General features: G+C 43.2%; 17 protein-coding genes and 9 tRNA genes. 18 read left to right on the top strand and 8 right to left on the bottom strand.

Annotation, left to right across the window (positions count from 1 at the left end):
• Window positions 1-282 precede the first annotated feature (282 nt).
• Both cysK and cysZ read right to left on the bottom strand, forming a co-directional pair.
• Window positions 283-1,236, bottom strand: a complete 954-nt coding sequence (gene cysK, locus WDV74_RS04950; protein ID WP_338884975.1) for a cysteine synthase A — start codon at window positions 1,234-1,236, stop codon at window positions 283-285.
• 220 nt (window positions 1,237-1,456) lie between these two features.
• Entirely contained in the window at window positions 1,457-2,233 is a 777-nt protein-coding gene (gene cysZ / locus WDV74_RS04955; RefSeq protein WP_338884976.1) for a sulfate transporter CysZ, read from the bottom strand.
• A 220-nt stretch (window positions 2,234-2,453) separates the two neighbouring features.
• Between cysZ and zipA the strand changes: the two genes are divergently transcribed.
• The 5 genes from zipA (at window position 2,454) to WDV74_RS04980 (ending at window position 8,059) form a co-directional block, all read left to right on the top strand.
• Entirely contained in the window at window positions 2,454-3,389 is a 936-nt protein-coding gene (zipA, locus tag WDV74_RS04960) for a cell division protein ZipA (RefSeq protein WP_338884977.1), read from the top strand.
• A gap of 63 nt (window positions 3,390-3,452) precedes the next feature.
• The gene (gene ligA, locus WDV74_RS04965; RefSeq protein ID WP_338884979.1) at window positions 3,453-5,471 is read left to right on the top strand and encodes an NAD-dependent DNA ligase LigA; all 2,019 of its coding nucleotides are present in this window, start codon (window positions 3,453-3,455) and stop codon (window positions 5,469-5,471) included.
• A gap of 176 nt (window positions 5,472-5,647) precedes the next feature.
• A complete protein-coding gene (locus WDV74_RS04970) occupies window positions 5,648-6,838 on the top strand; it encodes a nucleoside transporter C-terminal domain-containing protein (protein ID WP_338885539.1) in 1,191 nt (396 codons plus the stop codon).
• A gap of 94 nt (window positions 6,839-6,932) precedes the next feature.
• Complete coding sequence (locus tag WDV74_RS04975) at window positions 6,933-7,148, top strand: DUF3820 family protein (protein WP_338884980.1); 216 nt, start codon at window positions 6,933-6,935, stop codon at window positions 7,146-7,148.
• A gap of 158 nt (window positions 7,149-7,306) precedes the next feature.
• On the top strand, window positions 7,307-8,059 hold the full coding sequence (locus WDV74_RS04980; protein WP_338885540.1) for an SDR family NAD(P)-dependent oxidoreductase: 753 nt from the start codon (window positions 7,307-7,309) through the stop codon (window positions 8,057-8,059).
• A gap of 130 nt (window positions 8,060-8,189) precedes the next feature.
• Here the strand turns inward: WDV74_RS04980 and WDV74_RS04985 are convergent.
• The 3 genes from WDV74_RS04985 to gltX form a co-directional block, all read right to left on the bottom strand.
• Window positions 8,190-8,265 (bottom strand) — tRNA-Ala (locus tag WDV74_RS04985).
• 67 nt (window positions 8,266-8,332) lie between these two features.
• Window positions 8,333-8,408: transfer RNA gene (locus WDV74_RS04990), tRNA-Ala, on the bottom strand.
• A 202-nt stretch (window positions 8,409-8,610) separates the two neighbouring features.
• Entirely contained in the window at window positions 8,611-10,026 is a 1,416-nt protein-coding gene (gene gltX / locus WDV74_RS04995; protein ID WP_338884982.1) for a glutamate--tRNA ligase, read from the bottom strand.
• Between the two features lie 269 nt (window positions 10,027-10,295).
• Between gltX and WDV74_RS05000 the strand changes: the two genes are divergently transcribed.
• The 7 genes from WDV74_RS05000 (at window position 10,296) to WDV74_RS05030 (ending at window position 11,034) form a co-directional block, all read left to right on the top strand.
• Window positions 10,296-10,371: transfer RNA gene (locus WDV74_RS05000), tRNA-Val, on the top strand.
• Window positions 10,372-10,405: 34 nt separating this feature from the next.
• Window positions 10,406-10,481: transfer RNA gene (locus WDV74_RS05005), tRNA-Val, on the top strand.
• A 45-nt stretch (window positions 10,482-10,526) separates the two neighbouring features.
• Window positions 10,527-10,602 (top strand) — tRNA-Val (locus tag WDV74_RS05010).
• Between the two features lie 46 nt (window positions 10,603-10,648).
• Window positions 10,649-10,724 (top strand) — tRNA-Lys (locus WDV74_RS05015).
• 30 nt (window positions 10,725-10,754) lie between these two features.
• Window positions 10,755-10,830, top strand: a tRNA-Lys gene (locus WDV74_RS05020).
• Window positions 10,831-10,860: 30 nt separating this feature from the next.
• Window positions 10,861-10,936: transfer RNA gene (locus WDV74_RS05025), tRNA-Lys, on the top strand.
• A gap of 22 nt (window positions 10,937-10,958) precedes the next feature.
• Window positions 10,959-11,034, top strand: a tRNA-Val gene (locus WDV74_RS05030).
• 88 nt (window positions 11,035-11,122) lie between these two features.
• On the opposite strand, the gene WDV74_RS05035 is transcribed toward WDV74_RS05030, so the two are convergent.
• The 3 genes from WDV74_RS05035 to WDV74_RS05045 form a co-directional block, all read right to left on the bottom strand.
• On the bottom strand, window positions 11,123-11,284 hold the full coding sequence (locus WDV74_RS05035; protein WP_338884984.1) for a hypothetical protein: 162 nt from the start codon (window positions 11,282-11,284) through the stop codon (window positions 11,123-11,125).
• An 87-nt stretch (window positions 11,285-11,371) separates the two neighbouring features.
• A complete protein-coding gene (locus tag WDV74_RS05040; protein ID WP_338884985.1) occupies window positions 11,372-11,737 on the bottom strand; it encodes a YkgJ family cysteine cluster protein in 366 nt (121 codons plus the stop codon).
• 280 nt (window positions 11,738-12,017) lie between these two features.
• Entirely contained in the window at window positions 12,018-12,962 is a 945-nt protein-coding gene (locus WDV74_RS05045; protein WP_338884987.1) for a glycosyltransferase family 9 protein, read from the bottom strand.
• 591 nt (window positions 12,963-13,553) lie between these two features.
• On the opposite strand from WDV74_RS05045, the gene WDV74_RS05050 reads away from it, so the two are divergent.
• From WDV74_RS05050 to agaF, 6 genes are read left to right on the top strand one after another with little or no spacing between them, the layout of a single operon-like run.
• Entirely contained in the window at window positions 13,554-14,837 is a 1,284-nt protein-coding gene (locus WDV74_RS05050; protein WP_338884988.1) for a D-tagatose-bisphosphate aldolase, class II, non-catalytic subunit, read from the top strand.
• Window positions 14,834-15,991, top strand: a complete 1,158-nt coding sequence (locus WDV74_RS05055) for an SIS domain-containing protein (RefSeq protein WP_338884989.1) — start codon at window positions 14,834-14,836, stop codon at window positions 15,989-15,991. Before WDV74_RS05050 ends, WDV74_RS05055 begins: the two co-directional genes overlap by 4 nt.
• Window positions 15,992-16,016: 25 nt before the next feature.
• Window positions 16,017-16,499, top strand: coding sequence for a PTS N-acetylgalactosamine transporter subunit IIB (gene agaV, locus WDV74_RS05060; protein WP_273571924.1), 483 nt, complete (start codon window positions 16,017-16,019; stop codon window positions 16,497-16,499).
• A 10-nt stretch (window positions 16,500-16,509) separates the two neighbouring features.
• The gene (agaW, locus tag WDV74_RS05065) at window positions 16,510-17,298 is read left to right on the top strand and encodes a PTS N-acetylgalactosamine transporter subunit IIC (protein ID WP_273571926.1); all 789 of its coding nucleotides are present in this window, start codon (window positions 16,510-16,512) and stop codon (window positions 17,296-17,298) included.
• Window positions 17,288-18,130, top strand: a complete 843-nt coding sequence (locus tag WDV74_RS05070; RefSeq protein ID WP_338884990.1) for a PTS system mannose/fructose/sorbose family transporter subunit IID — start codon at window positions 17,288-17,290, stop codon at window positions 18,128-18,130. Before agaW ends, WDV74_RS05070 begins: the two co-directional genes overlap by 11 nt.
• Window positions 18,131-18,139: 9 nt before the next feature.
• Window positions 18,140-18,574, top strand: a complete 435-nt coding sequence (gene agaF / locus WDV74_RS05075; protein WP_273571930.1) for a PTS galactosamine/N-acetylgalactosamine transporter subunit IIA — start codon at window positions 18,140-18,142, stop codon at window positions 18,572-18,574.

The following is an 18,574-nucleotide window of genomic DNA, read 5'->3' on the forward strand; positions in this document are numbered from 1 at the left end:
TTCAGTGGAATTATAATAATCATTATCAAAAAATTAACATACCTGATGCACTCAATTGTTGATTTGGTGTTAATACACGTTATCCGACGAATGAATTAATTGAATAACCTTTATTGCCATCTCGTTGGCGATTAATTTCGTGCATCAAAATAATTACTGGTTAAATACTAAAGCTACTTGAATAAATCATCTAGGAAAGTTTTAAACTTTGATCTAATGCACAAAAAAGCACCCTGGAGGTGCCTTTTTGTGCATGTAGTGAAACGTTCTATCGAGTGATTTTTACTCACTGTGTAAGTCAGCAAACAGTGCTGTACTGAGATAACGTTCCGCCGACGAAGGTAAAATTACCACGATATTCTTATCCTTGTATGCATCTTCTTGCGCTATTTTGATAGCCGCGGCAACCGCAGCTCCTGAAGAAATACCAGAAAGAATGCCTTCTTTTTCAGAGAGTTCACGTGCAATCTGCATCGCTTCTTCATTGCTGATTTTAAATACGCGATCAACTAATGTTAAATCTAAGTTATCAGGAATGAAACCAGCGCCAATTCCCTGAATTTTATGTGGACCTGGTTTAAGTTCTTCACCCGCTAATTTTTGGCTGATAACAGGTGAATCTTCTGGTTCTACCGCAACGATGGTAACTTGTTTACCCCGCGTATTTTTTAAGTAACGGCCAACACCGGTAATTGTGCCACCAGTACCTACTCCAGCAACAAAAACATCTACATTACCGTCAGTATCTTCCCAAATTTCAGGACCAGTGGTTTTTTCATGAATTTCAGGGTTGGCAGGATTGCTGAATTGTTGCAGAAGTATATAACGGTCAGGATTACTGTCACGGATTTCGTTGGCTTTCTCAATCGCGCCTTTCATGCCTTTTGCACCTTCGGTCAGCACCAAATTTGCACCGAGTGCTTTCAGCAGCTTACGTCGTTCAAGGCTCATTGTTTCAGGCATGGTCAATGTCAGTTTATAACCACGGGCAGCGGCAACATAGGCAAGTGCAATCCCTGTATTACCACTGGTTGGCTCAATAAGTTCTTTATCTTTGGTCAGAATGCCACGTTTTTCAGCATCCCAAATCATATTAGCACCAATGCGGCATTTTACACTGAAGCTAGGGTTACGGGATTCTATTTTCGCCAAGATACGGCCATTCGCAAAGTTTTTCAAACGTACTAGCGGAGTGTGACCAATAGTCAACGAATTATCTTCATAAATTTTGCTCATTGTTCGATTGCCCCTAACATACCGTAAATACTGATTAACCATACGCTAACATCATATTTATGGAAATAAGGTTTCAGTCTATTCTTATTATATAAAAGAATAATTGATGGACATTTTATATTCTTCTGATTATTTAAGATTGGCATGAATTTTTAAACAAAGTCCCCTGACATGCTTGTCACTTGTCAGGAGGCTTGTAGTAGGCAAAAGGGAGTATAAATTAATTTAATGATGTGCGATTCAGGGCATGCTGAGCACGGTAGCGATCAACCCACATCGCAGTCGCGCCACAAACCGCAACGGGCATGATAAACAGGTTCACAATCGGGATCAGGGTCAGAATGTTTACTGCTGCACCGAATTGCAGGTTATCTATTTTATTTTGGCGTAATGTATTGCGCATCGTGGTAAAACTGACTTTATGGTTGTCAAACGGATAATCACAATATTGGATTGTCAGCATCCAGGCACTGAAAATAAACCAAAGGAGAGGCGCGACGGTTTGGCCTATTCCTGGAATGAAATAAAGTAACAATAGAACAACTGCACGCGGAATATAGTAAAGAATTTTTACTACTTCGCGTTTCAGAATACGGGGTGTATCTTTGAGTAAGTCGATAACGCCAGTATCGGGTGCCGGAATGCCTGTTAAGTCAGCCTCTAATTTTTCTGCCAGCAGGCCATTGAATGGTGAAGCGATAAAATTAGCCAGTGTGCTGAAAAAATAAGTAAAAACGAGCAAGATAGAGATAACTGCAAGTGGCCAAATTAAATAGCTTAACCATTGCATCCAATCTGGTATTTTATCGAGAGTCCATTGTATCCAGCTCCCCAGTTTATGGTATAGCCACCAAAATGAACCACCTAGCAATAAGATATTAGCCAATAAAGGTAATAAAACGAACCTCTTAATGCCAGGACGGATTATTAGTTGCCAACCTTGGACAATATAGTGAAATCCATTCGCATGTTTTGGCACCCTTGTCGAATTCGTCATATTTTCTTATTCTCTCTTAGATGATTGAGGCGGTATGATATAGGCAGGGTTTTCTACTGACCAGTCGTTTTATGAGTAAAAAGCATCCGAAAAAACAGAGAAAATCTCTCATTATGATAAGAAAAGTAGGTAGAGACTTGCACTTGTCCTATTTGACAAATACTCTTATCTAAAGAATATTCCGCCGTGGTGGCAATTAATTTAAACAACAGAGATAGCAATGATGCAGGATTTGCGTCTGATATTAATCGTTGTTGGTGCGATAGCCATAATAGCTTTGCTATTACATGGGTTGTGGACCAGCCGTAAAGAGCGTTCATCACTCTTTCGTGATCGCCCAGTTAAACGTCATAAACAGGGGCGTCAGGAAGAGCCAAAGAATGATGATGGCGATGAACTGTTTGATAATACGCCAAAATCGAATGTTCAGGAGTCGGCGAAACGGCAGACTGAACATCGTGCAGAGCCGGTTATTGAACATCATGCGTCTGAATCGTCAGCTATATTGCCTGATGATGGCACAGATCCTTTACTTACAAGGCATCAATCTGATGCTCCTACAGTCAAGATGAAAGGTGTCGATGATCAACAGGAAGAACCACAACTTGGCTTGTTTGATCCGATTGAATCTGCTGAGTCGAAAGAAGCCAGGGTCGCAGAGTCAGACTCTGACATTGTGGAAGGGCAGTCAAAGGCAGCGAAAAATGAAGCACAGTCTAAACCTGAACAGACTAAAAAAGAGACAGTGTTAGTGTTGCATGTGGCCGCTCATCATGGGCAAGAACTGAATGGTGAAGTGCTGTTCCAAAGCATTTTACAGGCGGGCTTCCGGTTTGGTGAAATGAACATTTTTCATCGCCATCTAAACCCATCGGGTAGCGGTGCTGTGTTGTTCAGTTTAGCTAACATGGTAAAACCGGGTTCGTTTGATCCAGACCAAATGGTCGATTTCACTACGCCTGGCGTTTCCATATTTATGCTTGTGCCTTCATATGGTGATTCCAATCAGAATTTTAAACTGATGCTACAGGCGGCGCAGCGCATCGCCGCTGATGTGGGAGGCGTTGTTCTGGATGGTGAGCGCAAGTTGCTAACACCACAGATGATCGAACTCTATAAGGCGCGTATCCGTGATACGCTCAATGTCAGTGAATAACCCCTCTTTTTATTAGTATCAAGCCCCCGCTAGTCGGGGGTTTTTCATCTCTGGTGAGAAGTCATGGAAAATATCATCCAAAAAATCAAAGAATTAAGAGAAACATTACGTCATCACGAATATTTGTATCATGTTATGGATGCACCAGAGATCCCTGATGCAGAATATGATCGCTTGATGCGAGAATTAAAAGTGCTGGAAGAGCAGTATCCAGAACTGGTTACTGCGGATTCACCTACCCAGCGTGTGGGTGCAGCGCCGTTAACAGTATTTGAGCAGGTACGCCATGAGATCCCGATGTTGTCTTTGGATAACGTATTTGACGAAGAGAGCTATCTGGCGTTTGACAAACGCGTTCGTGATCGTCTGAAAAATGGCCAGGATTTGGTGTTTTGTTGTGAACTAAAACTTGATGGTTTAGCGGTCAGTTTGCTGTATGAAAATGGGGAATTGGTGCAGGCTGCGACGCGTGGCGATGGGACAACGGGGGAGAATATTACCGCCAACGTCCGTACCATTCGTGCCATTCCTTTACGTTTGAAAGGGGACAATATTCCCTCTCGTGTTGAAATCCGTGGTGAAGTTTTTATGAAGCAAGCCGGGTTTGAGAAATTCAACGAAGAAGCGCGTCGCACAGGCAATAAAGTTTTCGCCAATCCCCGTAATGCGGCGGCTGGATCGCTGCGTCAGCTTGATCCACGTATTACTGCCAAACGTCCACTTACGTTTTATTGTTATGGGGTTGGTGTGCTGGAAGGCGGAGAGTTACCAGCAAGTCACTATGAACGCCTGATGCAATTCAAACAGTGGGGGTTACCTGTCAATGATAACGTGAAGTTATGCCAGGGCACTCAACGGGTGATAGATTTTTACCGTGACATTGAGCTGAAGCGGCCGACACTAGGTTTTGACATTGATGGCATTGTCGTCAAGGTCGATTCTCTTGAATTACAAGAAAGGTTGGGTTTTGTTGCCCGAGCACCACGTTGGGCGACGGCTTTCAAGTTTCCGGCTCAAGAGCAGATGACTATCATCCGTGATGTCGAGTTTCAGGTAGGGCGTACTGGAGCCATTACTCCGGTTGCTCGTCTGGAACCGGTATTGGTGGCCGGTGTTACGGTGAGTAATGCGACACTGCATAATGCAGATGAAATTGAACGTCTGGGGTTACGTATTGGTGATACGGTGATTATTCGTCGTGCCGGAGATGTTATCCCGCAAGTCGTGGGTGTTGTTCATGAAAACAGGCCTGCAGAAACTCAGGAAGTGATTTTTCCTGCACATTGTCCGGTTTGTGGCTCAGATATAGAGCGTGTCGAAGGTGAAGCTGTCGCTCGTTGTACCGGAGGTTTGTTTTGTGGAGCGCAGCGTAAAGAGGCACTGAAACATTTTGTTTCCCGCCGTGCTATGGATGTTGATGGCATGGGTGAAAAAATTATTGAGCAGCTTGTAGATAAAGAGTATGTCAAAACGCCGGCAGATCTTTTCCGACTGACAGCCGGAAAATTAACAGGTCTTGAGCGAATGGGGTCTAAGTCTGCGCAAAATGTCATTAATGCCTTGGAGAAAGCGAAAAAAACCACTTTTGCACGCTTTATTTACTCTTTGGGTATTCGTGAAGTCGGGGAAGCGACCGCTGCCAACTTGGTTGCCCATTTTGGCTCGTTAGAAAAATTGCGTGCAGCGGATATTGAAACCTTGATTGCGGTGCAGGATGTAGGAAGTGTTGTTGCCCGCCATGTTGTGAATTTCTTTAATGAGCCACATAATCAGGTGGTGATTGATGATCTAGTTAACAAGATTGGTATCCATTGGGAATCGACTGAAAGCCTGAACTTTGATGAAATTGACAGTCCATTTTCTGGTAAGACAGTCGTATTGACAGGTTCATTGAGCCGTTTATCCCGAGACGAAGCTAAAGATAAGCTGGTAGCGTTAGGCGCAAAAGTGACAGGAAGTGTATCTAAGAAAACAGATCTGGTGATTGCTGGTGAAGCTGCGGGTTCCAAGTTAGCTAAGGCCAATGAACTGGGAATTGCTGTGATTGATGAAGAGGAAATGCTCCGTTTATTGGGTGAATAATGTTTCTTCCATTTAGAGGGAGGATTATTAAAGTGTGATCGAGTTGGCTAAATAGAGATTTGTAACCACTCAAATAGTAAATTATTGTGATAATAATCAAACTTTACTATTATATGTTACATAAAATACAGATATAAGTTTGCACAGAATCGTGTTTGGAGCCTTTCTTTATGTCTATGTCTCATATTTTGCACTTTTTCCTCTCATTGGTCGTCATTGGCGGCCTGGCGGTTTTGGCAAGTAACAACCGGAAGGATATTAAGGTTCGTTATATTTTTCAGTTACTTATAATCGAACTCTTGCTAGCATGGTTCTTCCTAAACTCTAACGTGGGTTTAGGGGTGGTTAAAGGATTTGACGATTTATTTGTCCATCTATTGTCTTATGCAGCAAAAGGCACTAGCTTTGTTTTTGGTGGCATGATAGAAGCGAATTTAGCCTTTTTCTTCCTGAATGTATTGTGTCCTATCATCTTTATCTCCGCCCTGATTGGTATCTTGCAGCACATCAAAGTACTACCTATCATCATTCGTGTGATAGGTACAGTACTGTCTAAAATCAACGGCATGGGTAAACTGGAATCGTTTAATGCGGTGAGTTCATTGATTTTGGGGCAATCAGAGAATTTTATTGCGTATAAAAATGTGTTGGGCAAAATGTCTGAACGCCGGATGTATACGATGGCGGCGACGGCAATGTCTACTGTATCTATGGCGATTGTTGGTGCCTACATGACGATGCTGGATGCAAAATATGTGGTCGCGGCACTGATACTGAATATGTTCAGCACTTTTATCATCTTATCTCTCATCAATCCTTACTCTGTTGAGAATGAAGAAGATATCCATATGAGCAACATCCACGAGGGACAAAGTTTCTTTGAAATGCTGGGCGATTATATTCTGGCGGGCTTTAAAGTTGCTTTGATTGTTACTGCGATGTTGATCGGTTTTATTGCCCTGATTGCAGGAATTAACGCAATTTTCCATCTGGTATTTGGTATTACTTTCCAGGAATGTATGGGATATGTGTTTTATCCGTTTGCATGGATCATTGGTATTCCAAGTGATGAAGCATTGAAAGTCGGCAGTATCATGGCAACTAAGTTGGTTTCCAACGAATTTGTGGCGATGCAGAGCCTGCAAGAGATATCTGCTCAACTAAGTGAACATTCGAAAGGTATTCTGTCCGTATTTTTGGTTTCTTTCGCTAACTTTGGCTCCATTGGGATTATTTCTGGTGCTGTTAAAGGTCTTGATGAACAACAGGGTAATGCTGTTGCGCGCTTTGGCTTGAAATTGCTGTTTGGTTCAACGCTGGTGAGTTTCCTGTCCGCAGCAATTACCGGGCTGATTTTGAGCATCTAATCTGTTTCATTGGATTTGATAGAAAACAACCAAAAGTGGCATCCTGGCAGATGCCACTTTTTTGTATTCGTCGCGAAATAATGAGGTTGATTTAATGAACAAAGAAGATTTGTTGAAAATAGCTAATACAGCTATGCCATTTGGTAAATATCAAGGACGAATGTTGATTGATTTGCCGGAAGAGTATTTACTTTGGTTTGCTCGCAAAGGAGAGTTCCCACAAGGAAAACTGGGCGAGTTGATGGAAATGACGCTTGCAATAAAAATTGAAGGATTGGACTCTCTGGTAAAACCGTTGAAAGGAGCCTGATGGATAACGTTTCTTTGTTCATTATTATCAAATCAGTGACATAAATCGCTTAACCATATCCCTGATAGCACTAATATCCTGCGTGATTAATTGAAATATTGGGTGGTTTCCAATCACATGCATCTATATGGAGAGCCACATCCATACGGAGGATTATGATGAACTATTTTGACGGGAAAATTGCGATTGTTACAGGTGCGACAACGGGAGTTGGCGAGGGCATTGCAGAAGAACTATTCCAGCGCGGAGCGACGGTAATTATTACTGGGCGTCAATTTTCCCGTGCTAAACAGACAGCAAGACAGCTTGATCCCACAGGACAATATGTGATCCCAATGGAAGCAGATATCAGGGATCATCTTTCAGTCAAGGCATTGATTGACAACACAGTAAAGCAATTTGGTGGATTGCATATGTTGGTCAATAATGCGGGTATTACTGGGCCGCATGGTATCACTATTTGTGATTATTCCATTGATGATTGGAATGATGTGATTAATACCGATCTCAGCGGAACATTTTTTGGCTTGAAATATGGTATTCCGGCACTCCTTCAAAGTGGAGGCGGAGCTATTGTTAATCTTTCTTCCTCTAACGGCATTGTGGGCATTCCTGGCATTGCACCTTATACAACGGCTAAACATGGTGTGCTTGGTTTAACGCGTTCGGTTGCCCTGGAGTTTGCAGATAAAGGCGTTCGCATCAATGCAGTTGGACCGGGTTATGTTGATACTCCGTATATGCAAACTCTGCCTACAGACATCAGGGAATGGATGGCAAATAGTCACCCAATGAAACGCATGGCAACCAGAGAAGAAGTGGCAAAAACGGTAGCATTTCTATTGTCTGATGAAAGCTCATTTACGACTGGCGCATTTTACGCGATTGATGGGGGCTATACGGCACAATAGGGTAAACACAATAAAGTGATGACAGTTACGCCAATTTTTTAATAATTGACTTTATATCTTGATTGGATGGCTAATACAGACTAGACAGAAAAACCCCTGAAAACGCAAGTTTTCAGGGGTTTCAGAATTTTGGTGGAGCTAAGCGGGATCGAACCGCTGACCTCTTGCATGCCATGCAAGCGCTCTCCCAGCTGAGCTATAGCCCCACGAATGTGGTTCGGATTTTGAATGCCAGATACGGTTTATCTTTGATGAGTAAATAAAATAAGTATTTGGTGGAGCTAAGCGGGATCGAACCGCTGACCTCTTGCATGCCATGCAAGCGCTCTCCCAGCTGAGCTATAGCCCCAAATCAAAATCCTGTAGAACGGGGCGAATCATATGAAAACCGGAGAATTCTGTCAATGAATTCATTAATATTCCCCGTGTAAACGCTGAAAAAGCCATCAATGACCCATTGGGAAGGCAAAAAATAAAGGCACTGCAATAATTGAGTGCCTTTCATTTCATTATTTACGCCATGTTATGACGTAACATCGATAGATGACGATTTATTGCGCTTCACGCTGAGCAATATAAGCCAGGGCTTTATCAATACGAGCTAATGAACGAGCTTGGTTAATAGCATGGATCGTTACATCAACACTTGGAGACTGGCCCGCACCTGTTACCGCAACACGCAGTGGCATACCTACCTTGCCCATCCCAACTTCCAGTTCGTCAGCCGTTGCCTGAATGGCGTGATGGATATTTTCAGGTGTCCATTCAGTAATGGCTGCCAGTTTCGCACGGGCAACTTCTAATGGCTGGCGAGCAACAGGACGCAGATGTTTTTTCGCCGCGTCTGCATCAAATTCGGCAAATTCTTCATAGAAATAACGGCAAGATTCAGCCATTTCTTTCAGCGTCTTGCAGCGTTCACCTAACAGTTTGATCAAATCAACCAGTTCTGGCCCCGTGCGAGTATCAAGACCTTGTTGTTCAATATGCCATGCTAAATGTACAGCAACTTTTTCTGCTGGCAGGGTATTAATGTAATGATGGTTCAGCCATTGCAGTTTTTCTGTATTGAATGCACTGGCCGATTTGCTGATGGCATCGAGACTAAACAGCTCAGTCATTTCTTCAACGCTGAAAATCTCCTGATCGCCATGTGACCAGCCCAGACGAACCAGATAGTTCAACAGTGCTTCTGGCAGATAACCATCATCACGATATTGCATTACGCTGACTGCCCCGTGGCGCTTGGACAGTTTTTTACCATCGTCGCCGAGGATCATCGAAACATGGGCATATTCTGGGACAGGTGCCCCAAGTGCTTTTAGGATATTGATCTGACGTGGGGTATTGTTGATATGGTCTTCACCACGAATAACATGGGTGATTTCCATATCCCAATCATCAATGACCACACAGAAATTATAAGTTGGTGAGCCGTCGGTACGGCGAATGATCAAATCGTCCAGCTCTTGGTTACTGAATTCAATCGGGCCACGGATACTGTCGTTAAAAACGACAGAACCTTCTTGTGGGTTGCGGAAACGCACAACATGTGGCTCATCATGACTATGCTTGCACTCGCTATCACGGCATTTCCCGTCATAACGTGGTTTCTCACCATTAGCCATCTGAGTTTCACGCAATTGTTCCAAACGCTCTTTAGAGCAATAGCAGCGGTAAGCCGTACCTTGCTCTAACATTTCATCAATAACCCGGTTGTAACGGTCGAAACGTTTGGTCTGATAATAAGGACCTTCATCCCAATTCAGATTTAACCAGTTCATCCCGTCCATAATTGCATCGATGGCGTCTTGGGTAGAACGTTCCAGATCGGTATCTTCGATGCGAAGAACAAATTCACCTTGATTGTGGCGACTGTATAACCAGGAATAAAGAGCAGTACGCGCACCACCAACATGCAGATAGCCAGTAGGACTTGGCGCAAAACGGGTTTTAATTTTACTCATCAGGAATTGCCTTAATTACGTTTCTCTTTATTAGAGAGCGTGTTGGATGATTGAAGTAACAACAGTGGGAGTTATTTTATCACTGCGCTTCAATTCCTCAATGGCGTTAACAGCAGGTTATTGAGAAAAGCTAAAATAACGTGTCTAAATGATACCATATGGTGATTATAATTGTTTCATTCTGTTTAATTTTACGACGAACGATTGTTTTAGTGATAAAAAGCGTTGACTCACTTCGAACTATCCCTATAATGCGACTCCATCACGACGGGCGATTAGCTCAGTTGGTAGAGCATCTCCCTTACAAGGAGGGGGTCATCAGTTCGAATCTGGTATCGCCCACCATATTTCTCGTAGTGATAAAAATGATTTTATGATTGGGCGATTAGCTCAGTTGGTAGAGCACCTCCCTTACAAGGAGGGGGTCATCAGTTCGAATCTGGTATCGCCCACCAATCATGAATCAGTGGTATTGATGTCGGTAATAGTCATCGTGAAGTGGGCGATTAGCTCAGTTGGTAGAGCATCTCCCTTACAAGGAGGGGGTCATCAGTTCGAATCTGGTATCGCCCACCACTTCATCGGGTTGTTTCGTCTCCAGTATCACATTGATATTTAGAATGGGTCGTTAGCTCAGTCGGTAGAGCAGTTGACTTTTAATCAATTGGTCGCAGGTTCGAATCCTGCACGACCCACCATTTAAATATCAAAATCAAAATTATCTAATTGGGTCGTTAGCTCAGTCGGTAGAGCAGTTGACTTTTAATCAATTGGTCGCAGGTTCGAATCCTGCACGACCCACCATTTAGATATCAAAATCAGAATTACCTAATTGGGTCGTTAGCTCAGTCGGTAGAGCAGTTGACTTTTAATCAATTGGTCGCAGGTTCGAATCCTGCACGACCCACCATTTAGGTATCAAGATATGAAGTGGGCGATTAGCTCAGTTGGTAGAGCACCTCCCTTACAAGGAGGGGGTCATCAGTTCGAATCTGGTATCGCCCACCACTTCATGCCATCATTTCTTATCAGTCACTTGCTTACCTTAAAGTCATATCCCCTTGATACTTTTTCTCTAATATACAGAATATTGCCGTTATTTTATCTTTAGCTCATAACTTTTGAATTTTTCCAGTACTTGCAGCCTTTCTGCCGGAGAAAGTATTGGCGCTGTTTTCATAATTGGCAGTACTTTTAAATAAAGATGTGCCAATACCTCAATTTCATTGGCCAACAATGCAGAGATCCACTTTGCCACGTTGCATTAAGTGCCTGCCGGCGTTACCAGCAACTATGAAATATTCTGTTTTTTATTCGACTAATATCAAACGAGTATCAATTATGTTTAAGGTTTTGCTAGAGGGGGAAGACCATAAGCAGCTCTGGCACGATCACAACTTTCATTATAATCTTCCGTTTCCCAGGCTTGGGTAAATTCTCTGCAAGGAGAGGGCCTTTTATCATAGATAGAACAGGAAACCGATTTACCAATTTCACCATATAAATTGATACATCGAGGGTGGGGTTTATTGGTGCCTTTCATACAGCGCATGAAATCATTTAATTTTTCGGTCATGGATACGGGAACTGTGCCGCCACCATCCTCAGCTTCCGCCCAATAAAATGAAACACGAAAATATGCACAGCAAGCACCGCAACTAATACAGGGATTGTCTTGTAACTTAGATTGAGAAATTAATGTTTTACTCATACCAGATGTCACTATCTGATGTTTAAACCCATACTTAGGTAAAATAACCTTTCCTCAAAATGCCCGTTTTCCAATGAAAGTCAAGCCTTCTTAAAAATAAATTATGTTACCAAATTAGATCTATTTTCAAGATAAATTTATATACCAATCGCCTTTCAAGATGCGTCTTCTATCTCCCCGTTACGCGGGAAGATAGAAATAATCACATTGATTTTCAAGCTGCAACTTGAAGTTAGATTGGTATATATTTTGGATGTAATTGAAATTATTTAATAACTTATTATTTTAGAAAATAAAATATCGCTGAATAAACTTTATCTAAATCAATATTGTTGACATTTTCAGGGTCATATAATGTGATGAATGTATCTTTTTTAGCCATTGGTGCCCAATTTTCAGGTCTTGTTACACCATAAAAGGCAACAATCTTTTTCTGTAATGCGGCAGCTAAATGACAAATACCACCATCACCGACAACAATGAGTGTCATGCTGTTCAATAGGGCTAAAAAAGAATTCAGAGAATAAGATACGACGACTTCACTATTTTTTCCTATACGTGACTTTAAATCCTCAGCTAAGGGAATGTCATGCTTATATGAAGAAATAAAAAATTTTGTATCTGGGTGATTTTCTAGGATTTTATTTGCTATTAAAGTGAGTCGTTCATTATTAATGAGACTGTATTTTCTATTGTTAGAGACAGAAAATAAAATCATAGGTGATTGCTGTTCAATAGACTGAAGGGTATTTTTAAATTTGATACAAGGAAAAAGCTCAGGAGATAATTTATTCTCATCAGGTGAAAAAATACGTAGTACCTTTAATGCTTGATGATAGCCATCGACTTGTTCTTGGCTAACTGGATAGTTAATTAACTTTGTATGCCAATGCCTATCTGCAACGACAGCGTAGCGTTTTTTAGCCCCTAATAGCCATAAGAATAAATTATTTAGTTTCATAGGGGTAGGTTTAGCTGATATCGCAATATCAAAATTTTTTCGACGAAATGTTAATGCAGTTTTAATAATAGATAGGTATTTATTCCCTCTAGGGAGGATGTAGATCTTGATTTCAGAACACAAATAATAAGCAAGTTCAGTATTACTAGAGTTTATAAATAGGCTGATTTCTGCTTTGGGATATGTTTTTTGTAAAAACTTTATTAATGGCTGAGTACAAATGAAATCACCAAGACCATTTCTACGTAGTATGGCTATTCTCATATGAAATTATCAACATTAAAAATTTTATCGTTTGAAGTTGATTTAATTATAGTTAACTCAAGACTATTTTCTAACAACACTGTGAAAATTTCCGCATATGTCGAAATTATGTTGTTACAGACTGATATAGAGACATAGTCTTACAGGCTTTTGATAAATCTGTACCCGAAGATTATCTGATCCGTAAAATTGGTAGGGCGATTGATTGTGAATTCATTCGTGATGCCGTTGCTGTAAAAAATGCTAAAGCCAACTCATTTTTTAATTCCTTTAATTACAGTTCCTGACTACCTTTAAGTAGAAGAACGAATAAGCTGGATAAAAAGTCTGGTTTTTTCTATTTGAATGAAAATGAAATATTTTTTGGAAGTATTTTTGTTCTAAAAATGAACTTTAATAATGATCACATTTTAGATTGACCTACTCTGCTGTAATTGTTTCTAGGGGGAACGGTTTTGGCCTTGAAGTTAGAATTATCATCAGGCACTGATCTTTTTTGCTGCCGACGTCATTATGGTTGATGAATAAGAAATATCTATTTTAATTAAAAACGTAAGGTTTTTAAACATATCTGAATAGTCTGGAGATACTATGCAGCCATTATTGCAGTTGATCCACCGCCATAAATCAGGCGAGAACGTTGGAGTTTACTCAGTTTGCTCGGCCCATCCCTGGGTGCTGGAAAGTGCTATTCGTTTTGCCAAAGAGCGAGGCTCTTCGGTACTTATTGAGGCAACTTCTAATCAGGTTAATCAGTTCGGTGGATATACCGGAATGCAACCGATAGATTTCCGCGCAATGGTCTGGAACATTGCTGACAAAATAGGGCTTCCTCGCGAAAAAGTCTGGCTTGGTGGTGATCATCTGGGGCCTAATGCATGGCAAAACCGTAGCGCACAAGAGGCGATGCAGCTTTCTGAAACACTGATTTACGATTATGTTGCGGCAGGTTTCAGGAAAATTCATCTCGATTGCTCAATGTCCTGTGCCGATGATCCGGTGCCGCTCTGTGATGAAATCGTAGCATCCCGTGCAGCGAGGCTGTGTCAGGTTGCTGAACGCAGTTGGAAAGCGCACGGCGGTGAACGCCCTGTTTATGTGATTGGCACTGAAGTTCCTGTTCCGGGAGGTGCTAAAGTGTCAATGGCAGGGATGCAGATCACTTCGCCTCTGGCTGCAGAAACGACGCTGAAAATTCATCAACACGCATGGCAGGAGCATGGTTTAGCGGATGTCTGGCCGCGGGTCATTGGCCTTGTGGTTCAGCCTGGCGTCGAATTTGATCATCATAATGTTGAACATTACAAGTCAGCGAAAGCACAAACACTAAGCCAGTTTATCGAGACAGTCCCCCATTTGGTTTATGAGGCGCATTCTACGGATTACCAAACTCCGCGTGCTTACTGTGAATTGGTGCGTGACCATTTTGCCATTCTAAAGGTGGGGCCTGCACTGACGTTTGCCCTGCGCGAGGGGTTGTTTGCTCTCGATAAGCTAGATCGTGAATGGAACGGTGAGCTGAATGCGGCTCACCTGCACAGTACGCTGGAGCAAATCATGCATGAGCAGCCTCAGCACTGGCATCCTTATTACCAAGGCAATGCACATCAGCAATATATCGACCGCCAATACAGTTTTAGTGACCGCATCCGTTATTACTGGGCAGATCCAAAGGCAGAAGCGGCAGTCAATAAGCTGTTGGATAACCTGCGTAATAACCCAATACCTCTGTCGATGTTAAGTCAATACCTGCCTGAGCAGGCCGAAGCAGTAAAAGCAGGGCGGCTGGAACAGGATCCGAAAGTGTGGGTGATGGATAAAGTGAGAACCGTTTTACTTCAGTACGCACTCGCGTGTGAAGGAGCTGTCGCATGAAGACGATATTGTCATATTCACAGTCATGGCTGGAAGAACACGATGCACTGTTTACCGCAGAGGAGATAGCCCATCAACCCCGTTTATGGCGTGAACTCTATCGTGAATTGGAGTCCAGCGCGGCACAGTGGCAGCCTTTTTTGTCTCCATTGTTAGCTAAGCCTGATTTACAGATTATCCTCTGTGGTGCCGGTTCTTCCGCTTTTGTCGGTAAAGCGATGGCTCCGTGGTTACGTGAACATTGCGGGTTGGATGTTTGCGCCTATGCATCGACAGATATTCTGCCGACACCGTGGCAGTATCTTGAAAAACAGCGTCCGACCTTACTAGTCTCCTATGCACGTTCGGGTAACAGCCCGGAAAGTGTTGGTGTAATTGCGCTGGCAGATCAGCTGGCAGGTGATGTTTATCACTTGATACTTACCTGTAATCCTGATGGCGCGCTTGCCCATTATGTCAAGGAGAAGCGGGCAGAGGGTAAGAACAATGTCTGTTCGCTGATTATGCCTAAAGGTTCCCATGATCGTAGTTTTGCAATGACATCCAGCTTCAGCAGCATGACGTTGGCGACATTGCTACTGCTTGGCAAACTGGATTTTGCACGGGCAGATAAGTCAGTCGAAAAGATGGCCACTCTCTGTGAAAAGTGTTTTTCAGAATGGTTGCCGCAGGTTCAGAAAGTATCACAGTCCGGTTTCAACAGAATGGTAGCGTTGGGTTCCGGCTGTTTTACCGGCATCGCGGAAGAAGGTGCCCTGAAGATGCTTGAACTGACCGCCGGGAAAGTAGCAACCCGTTTTGATTCTACACTTGGTGTACGTCACGGTCCTAAATTTATGATCGATGAAAATACCTTAGTTGTCGTGATGCTGTCGGCTGAAGCGTATTGCCGCCGTTATGATATCGATCTGCTCAATGAACTGAAACATGATGAACTGGCAAAACAGATTATTCCGCTTAGCAGCCTGCCATTGTCGGGAGCTGTTGAACTCAATAGCGAGCTTTCTGATGTCTGGTTAATGTTTCCGTATCTTATCTTTTTCCAGTTGTTGGCATTCAATACCTCGCTGTCACATAGCTTATCACCCGATAATCCTTGCCCAACAGGGGAAGTCAATCGGGTTGTACAAGGTGTCCAGCTATACCCTTATTAACAACAAAATAATAACAGGAGTGAGTATGTCTACCCCAAACATATTGATGACCCGAATCGATAACCGTCTGATTCATGGTCAGGTTGGCGTGACCTGGACAAATTCACTGGGCGCGAATTTGGTGGTGGTGGCAAATGATGAAGCATCAGCCGACCCTGTTGCGCAATCTCTAATGGATATGGTGGTTTCTGACGATGTGCAGACCCGTTATTTCACATTGCAGAAAACAATTGATGTCATCCACAAGGCGGCGGACAGGCAGAAAATTTTTATTGTCTGCAAAACACCTCAGGATGTGCTTACTCTGGTTAAAGGAGGTGTTCCTATTAAATTTGTCAATGTCGGAAATATGCATTTCTCGGAAGGAAAAAAACAGATCCACAAAACAGTTTCTGTTGATGACGCTGATATCAATGCATTCCGTGAGTTGGATAAATTGGGAGTCACTTGTGAAATCCGTCGGGTGCCGGATGAAGCAGGTGAATCTGTCTCTAAGCTGATTAGCTGAGGAGGTCAGTATGCTTACTAGCGCACTACTTATCGCTTTACTGGCAGGGATAGCCGGTGTTGATTTGTTCAACGGACTGACTCATATTCACCGTCCCATCGTGATCGGCCCTTTGGTTGGACTGATTTTAGGGGATGTACAGACGGGTTTGCTGGTTGGCGGAACGCTGGAACTGGTCTGGATGGGGATGGTGCCACTGGCCGGAGCACAGCCACCTAATGTGGTGATTGGTGGGGTGATTGGGACAACGTTTGCGATCATGGCCCATACCGATCCGAAAGTGGCGATAGGGATAGCTGTGCCATTTTCGATAGCCGTACAGGGTTGCATCACACTGTTGTTCACTATCTATTCACCGATGATGCACAAGTGCGATGAAATGGTGAAAAAACTAAACTGGCGTGGTGTTGAATGGGTTAACTACTTCGGTATTCTCATTCTGTTCTTGTTCTACTTTATTGTGGCTTTCCTGCCTATCTATTTCGGTGCAGATGCGGCGAGTGCCATAGTTAGAAAAGCGCCACAATGGTTGCTTGATGGCCTTGCGGTCGCAGGGGGAATGATGCCCGCGATTGGTTTCTCATTACTGATGAAACTCATGATGAAAAAAACCTATGTGGCCTACTTCATGCTGGGTTTTATTTCCGTAACTTTCCTGAACATGCCGATTATTGCAGTCGCACTCGGCGCATTCGCAATCGCACTGATTGATTTCTTTAATCGTACCCGTAACGACAGCAATGACGATCAGGGTGCTGGCTCTCAGACTACCGCACAGGAGATGAACGATGGCATTTAACATGGAAACCAGTCAGGTTGATCGGGACGACTATATTGATAGTGATCCTGCTCCCGAACTGACAAACCGCGATATTAACGTAATGGCGCTGCGCTCACTATTATTGCAAGCATCGTTTAACTATGAACGTATGCAGGCAGGAGGCTGGTTATATACCCTGATACCAGCACTGCGCAAGATCCATAAAAATCCACAGGATTTATCCAACTCCATGAAAATGCATATGGAGTTTATCAATGTTCATCCCTTTGACGTCACTTTTCTGTCTGGGCTTGTACTGGCGATGGAAAAGAGCAAAGAGAAGGTATCTACTATCCGTGCTGTGAAAGTTGCATTAATGGGACCTTTAGGCGGGATCGGTGATGCTCTGTTCTGGTTGACTCTACTGCCTATTTGCGCCGGCATTGGGGCATCTTTGGCACTTCAGGGCAGTTTATTCGGACCGGTTATTTTTCTGCTAATGTTTAATATTGTGCACTTTGCCCTGCGTTTCGGGCTGGCGCATTACGGCTATCAGGCCGGTACCAAAGCGATTGCCCTGCTGAAAACGCACACCAGAAACATCTCTCATGCGGCTTCAATTGTCGGTATGACAGTGATAGGCGCGCTGGTGGCTTCTTATGTTCATCTTTCCACTCCGTTAGTCATGAAGGCGGGTGAGGCGAAGGTCGCTCTACAGACGGATGTACTGGATAAACTGATGCCTAATCTGCTGCCTCTGGCTTTTACTCTACTGGTTTACTGGCTGATGAGGAAGGGAAGCTCACCGGTGAAACTGATTGGTATCACAGTGGTGTTCGGGGTTGTCGGTAAATTAGTTGGTTTTCTATAAGGAGTGCAGATGTTAGGTGTAGTGATAACCGGACATGGCAGTTTTGCCAGTGGCCTGTTGCAGGCAGTAGAGCAGGTCATTGGCCCACAGGCGCAGTGTGTAGCCGTGGATTTTCCAGAAGGAATGTGTACTGAGACACTGAAAAAAGCACTGGCGGCTGCGTGCGGTCAATGTGATCAGGGGGATGGGCTGGTTTTTCTCACCGATTTACTCGGTGGTTCTCCATTCAGACAGTCTGCGCAACTGGCATTAAATCATCCTGCATATCAGGTTATTACCGGTACTAATATGCAGATGGTTGTGGAGATGATGCTTGAACGTGACGGTATGACAGCCCTTGAGTTCCGCGACATGGCACTGGAATGCGGACATCGTGGGCTGACCAGTCTGTGGCATGAGCAACAGCGTGAAAAACCGTCATCACAGGATATTGATGGTATCTGA

Origin of the sequence: Xenorhabdus sp. TH1, assembly GCF_037260955.1 — a bacterium.
Lineage (GTDB): Bacteria > Pseudomonadota > Gammaproteobacteria > Enterobacterales > Enterobacteriaceae > Xenorhabdus > Xenorhabdus griffiniae.

Coding starts and splice junctions, on each gene's coding strand:
- WDV74_RS04970 (WP_338885539.1), top strand. CDS start 5,648: ATGTCTCATATTTTGCACTTTTTCCTCTCATTGGTCGTCATTGGCGGC.
- WDV74_RS05040 (WP_338884985.1), bottom strand. CDS start 11,737: ATGAGTAAAACATTAATTTCTCAATCTAAGTTACAAGACAATCCCTGT.
- zipA (WP_338884977.1), top strand. CDS start 2,454: ATGATGCAGGATTTGCGTCTGATATTAATCGTTGTTGGTGCGATAGCC.
- gltX (WP_338884982.1), bottom strand. CDS start 10,026: ATGAGTAAAATTAAAACCCGTTTTGCGCCAAGTCCTACTGGCTATCTG.
- WDV74_RS04975 (WP_338884980.1), top strand. CDS start 6,933: ATGAACAAAGAAGATTTGTTGAAAATAGCTAATACAGCTATGCCATTT.
- WDV74_RS05045 (WP_338884987.1), bottom strand. CDS start 12,962: ATGAGAATAGCCATACTACGTAGAAATGGTCTTGGTGATTTCATTTGT.
- agaW (WP_273571926.1), top strand. CDS start 16,510: ATGCTTACTAGCGCACTACTTATCGCTTTACTGGCAGGGATAGCCGGT.
- WDV74_RS04980 (WP_338885540.1), top strand. CDS start 7,307: ATGAACTATTTTGACGGGAAAATTGCGATTGTTACAGGTGCGACAACG.
- cysZ (WP_338884976.1), bottom strand. CDS start 2,233: ATGACGAATTCGACAAGGGTGCCAAAACATGCGAATGGATTTCACTAT.
- cysK (WP_338884975.1), bottom strand. CDS start 1,236: ATGAGCAAAATTTATGAAGATAATTCGTTGACTATTGGTCACACTCCG.
- WDV74_RS05050 (WP_338884988.1), top strand. CDS start 13,554: ATGCAGCCATTATTGCAGTTGATCCACCGCCATAAATCAGGCGAGAAC.
- ligA (WP_338884979.1), top strand. CDS start 3,453: ATGGAAAATATCATCCAAAAAATCAAAGAATTAAGAGAAACATTACGT.
- agaV (WP_273571924.1), top strand. CDS start 16,017: ATGTCTACCCCAAACATATTGATGACCCGAATCGATAACCGTCTGATT.
- WDV74_RS05070 (WP_338884990.1), top strand. CDS start 17,288: ATGGCATTTAACATGGAAACCAGTCAGGTTGATCGGGACGACTATATT.
- WDV74_RS05055 (WP_338884989.1), top strand. CDS start 14,834: ATGAAGACGATATTGTCATATTCACAGTCATGGCTGGAAGAACACGAT.
- agaF (WP_273571930.1), top strand. CDS start 18,140: ATGTTAGGTGTAGTGATAACCGGACATGGCAGTTTTGCCAGTGGCCTG.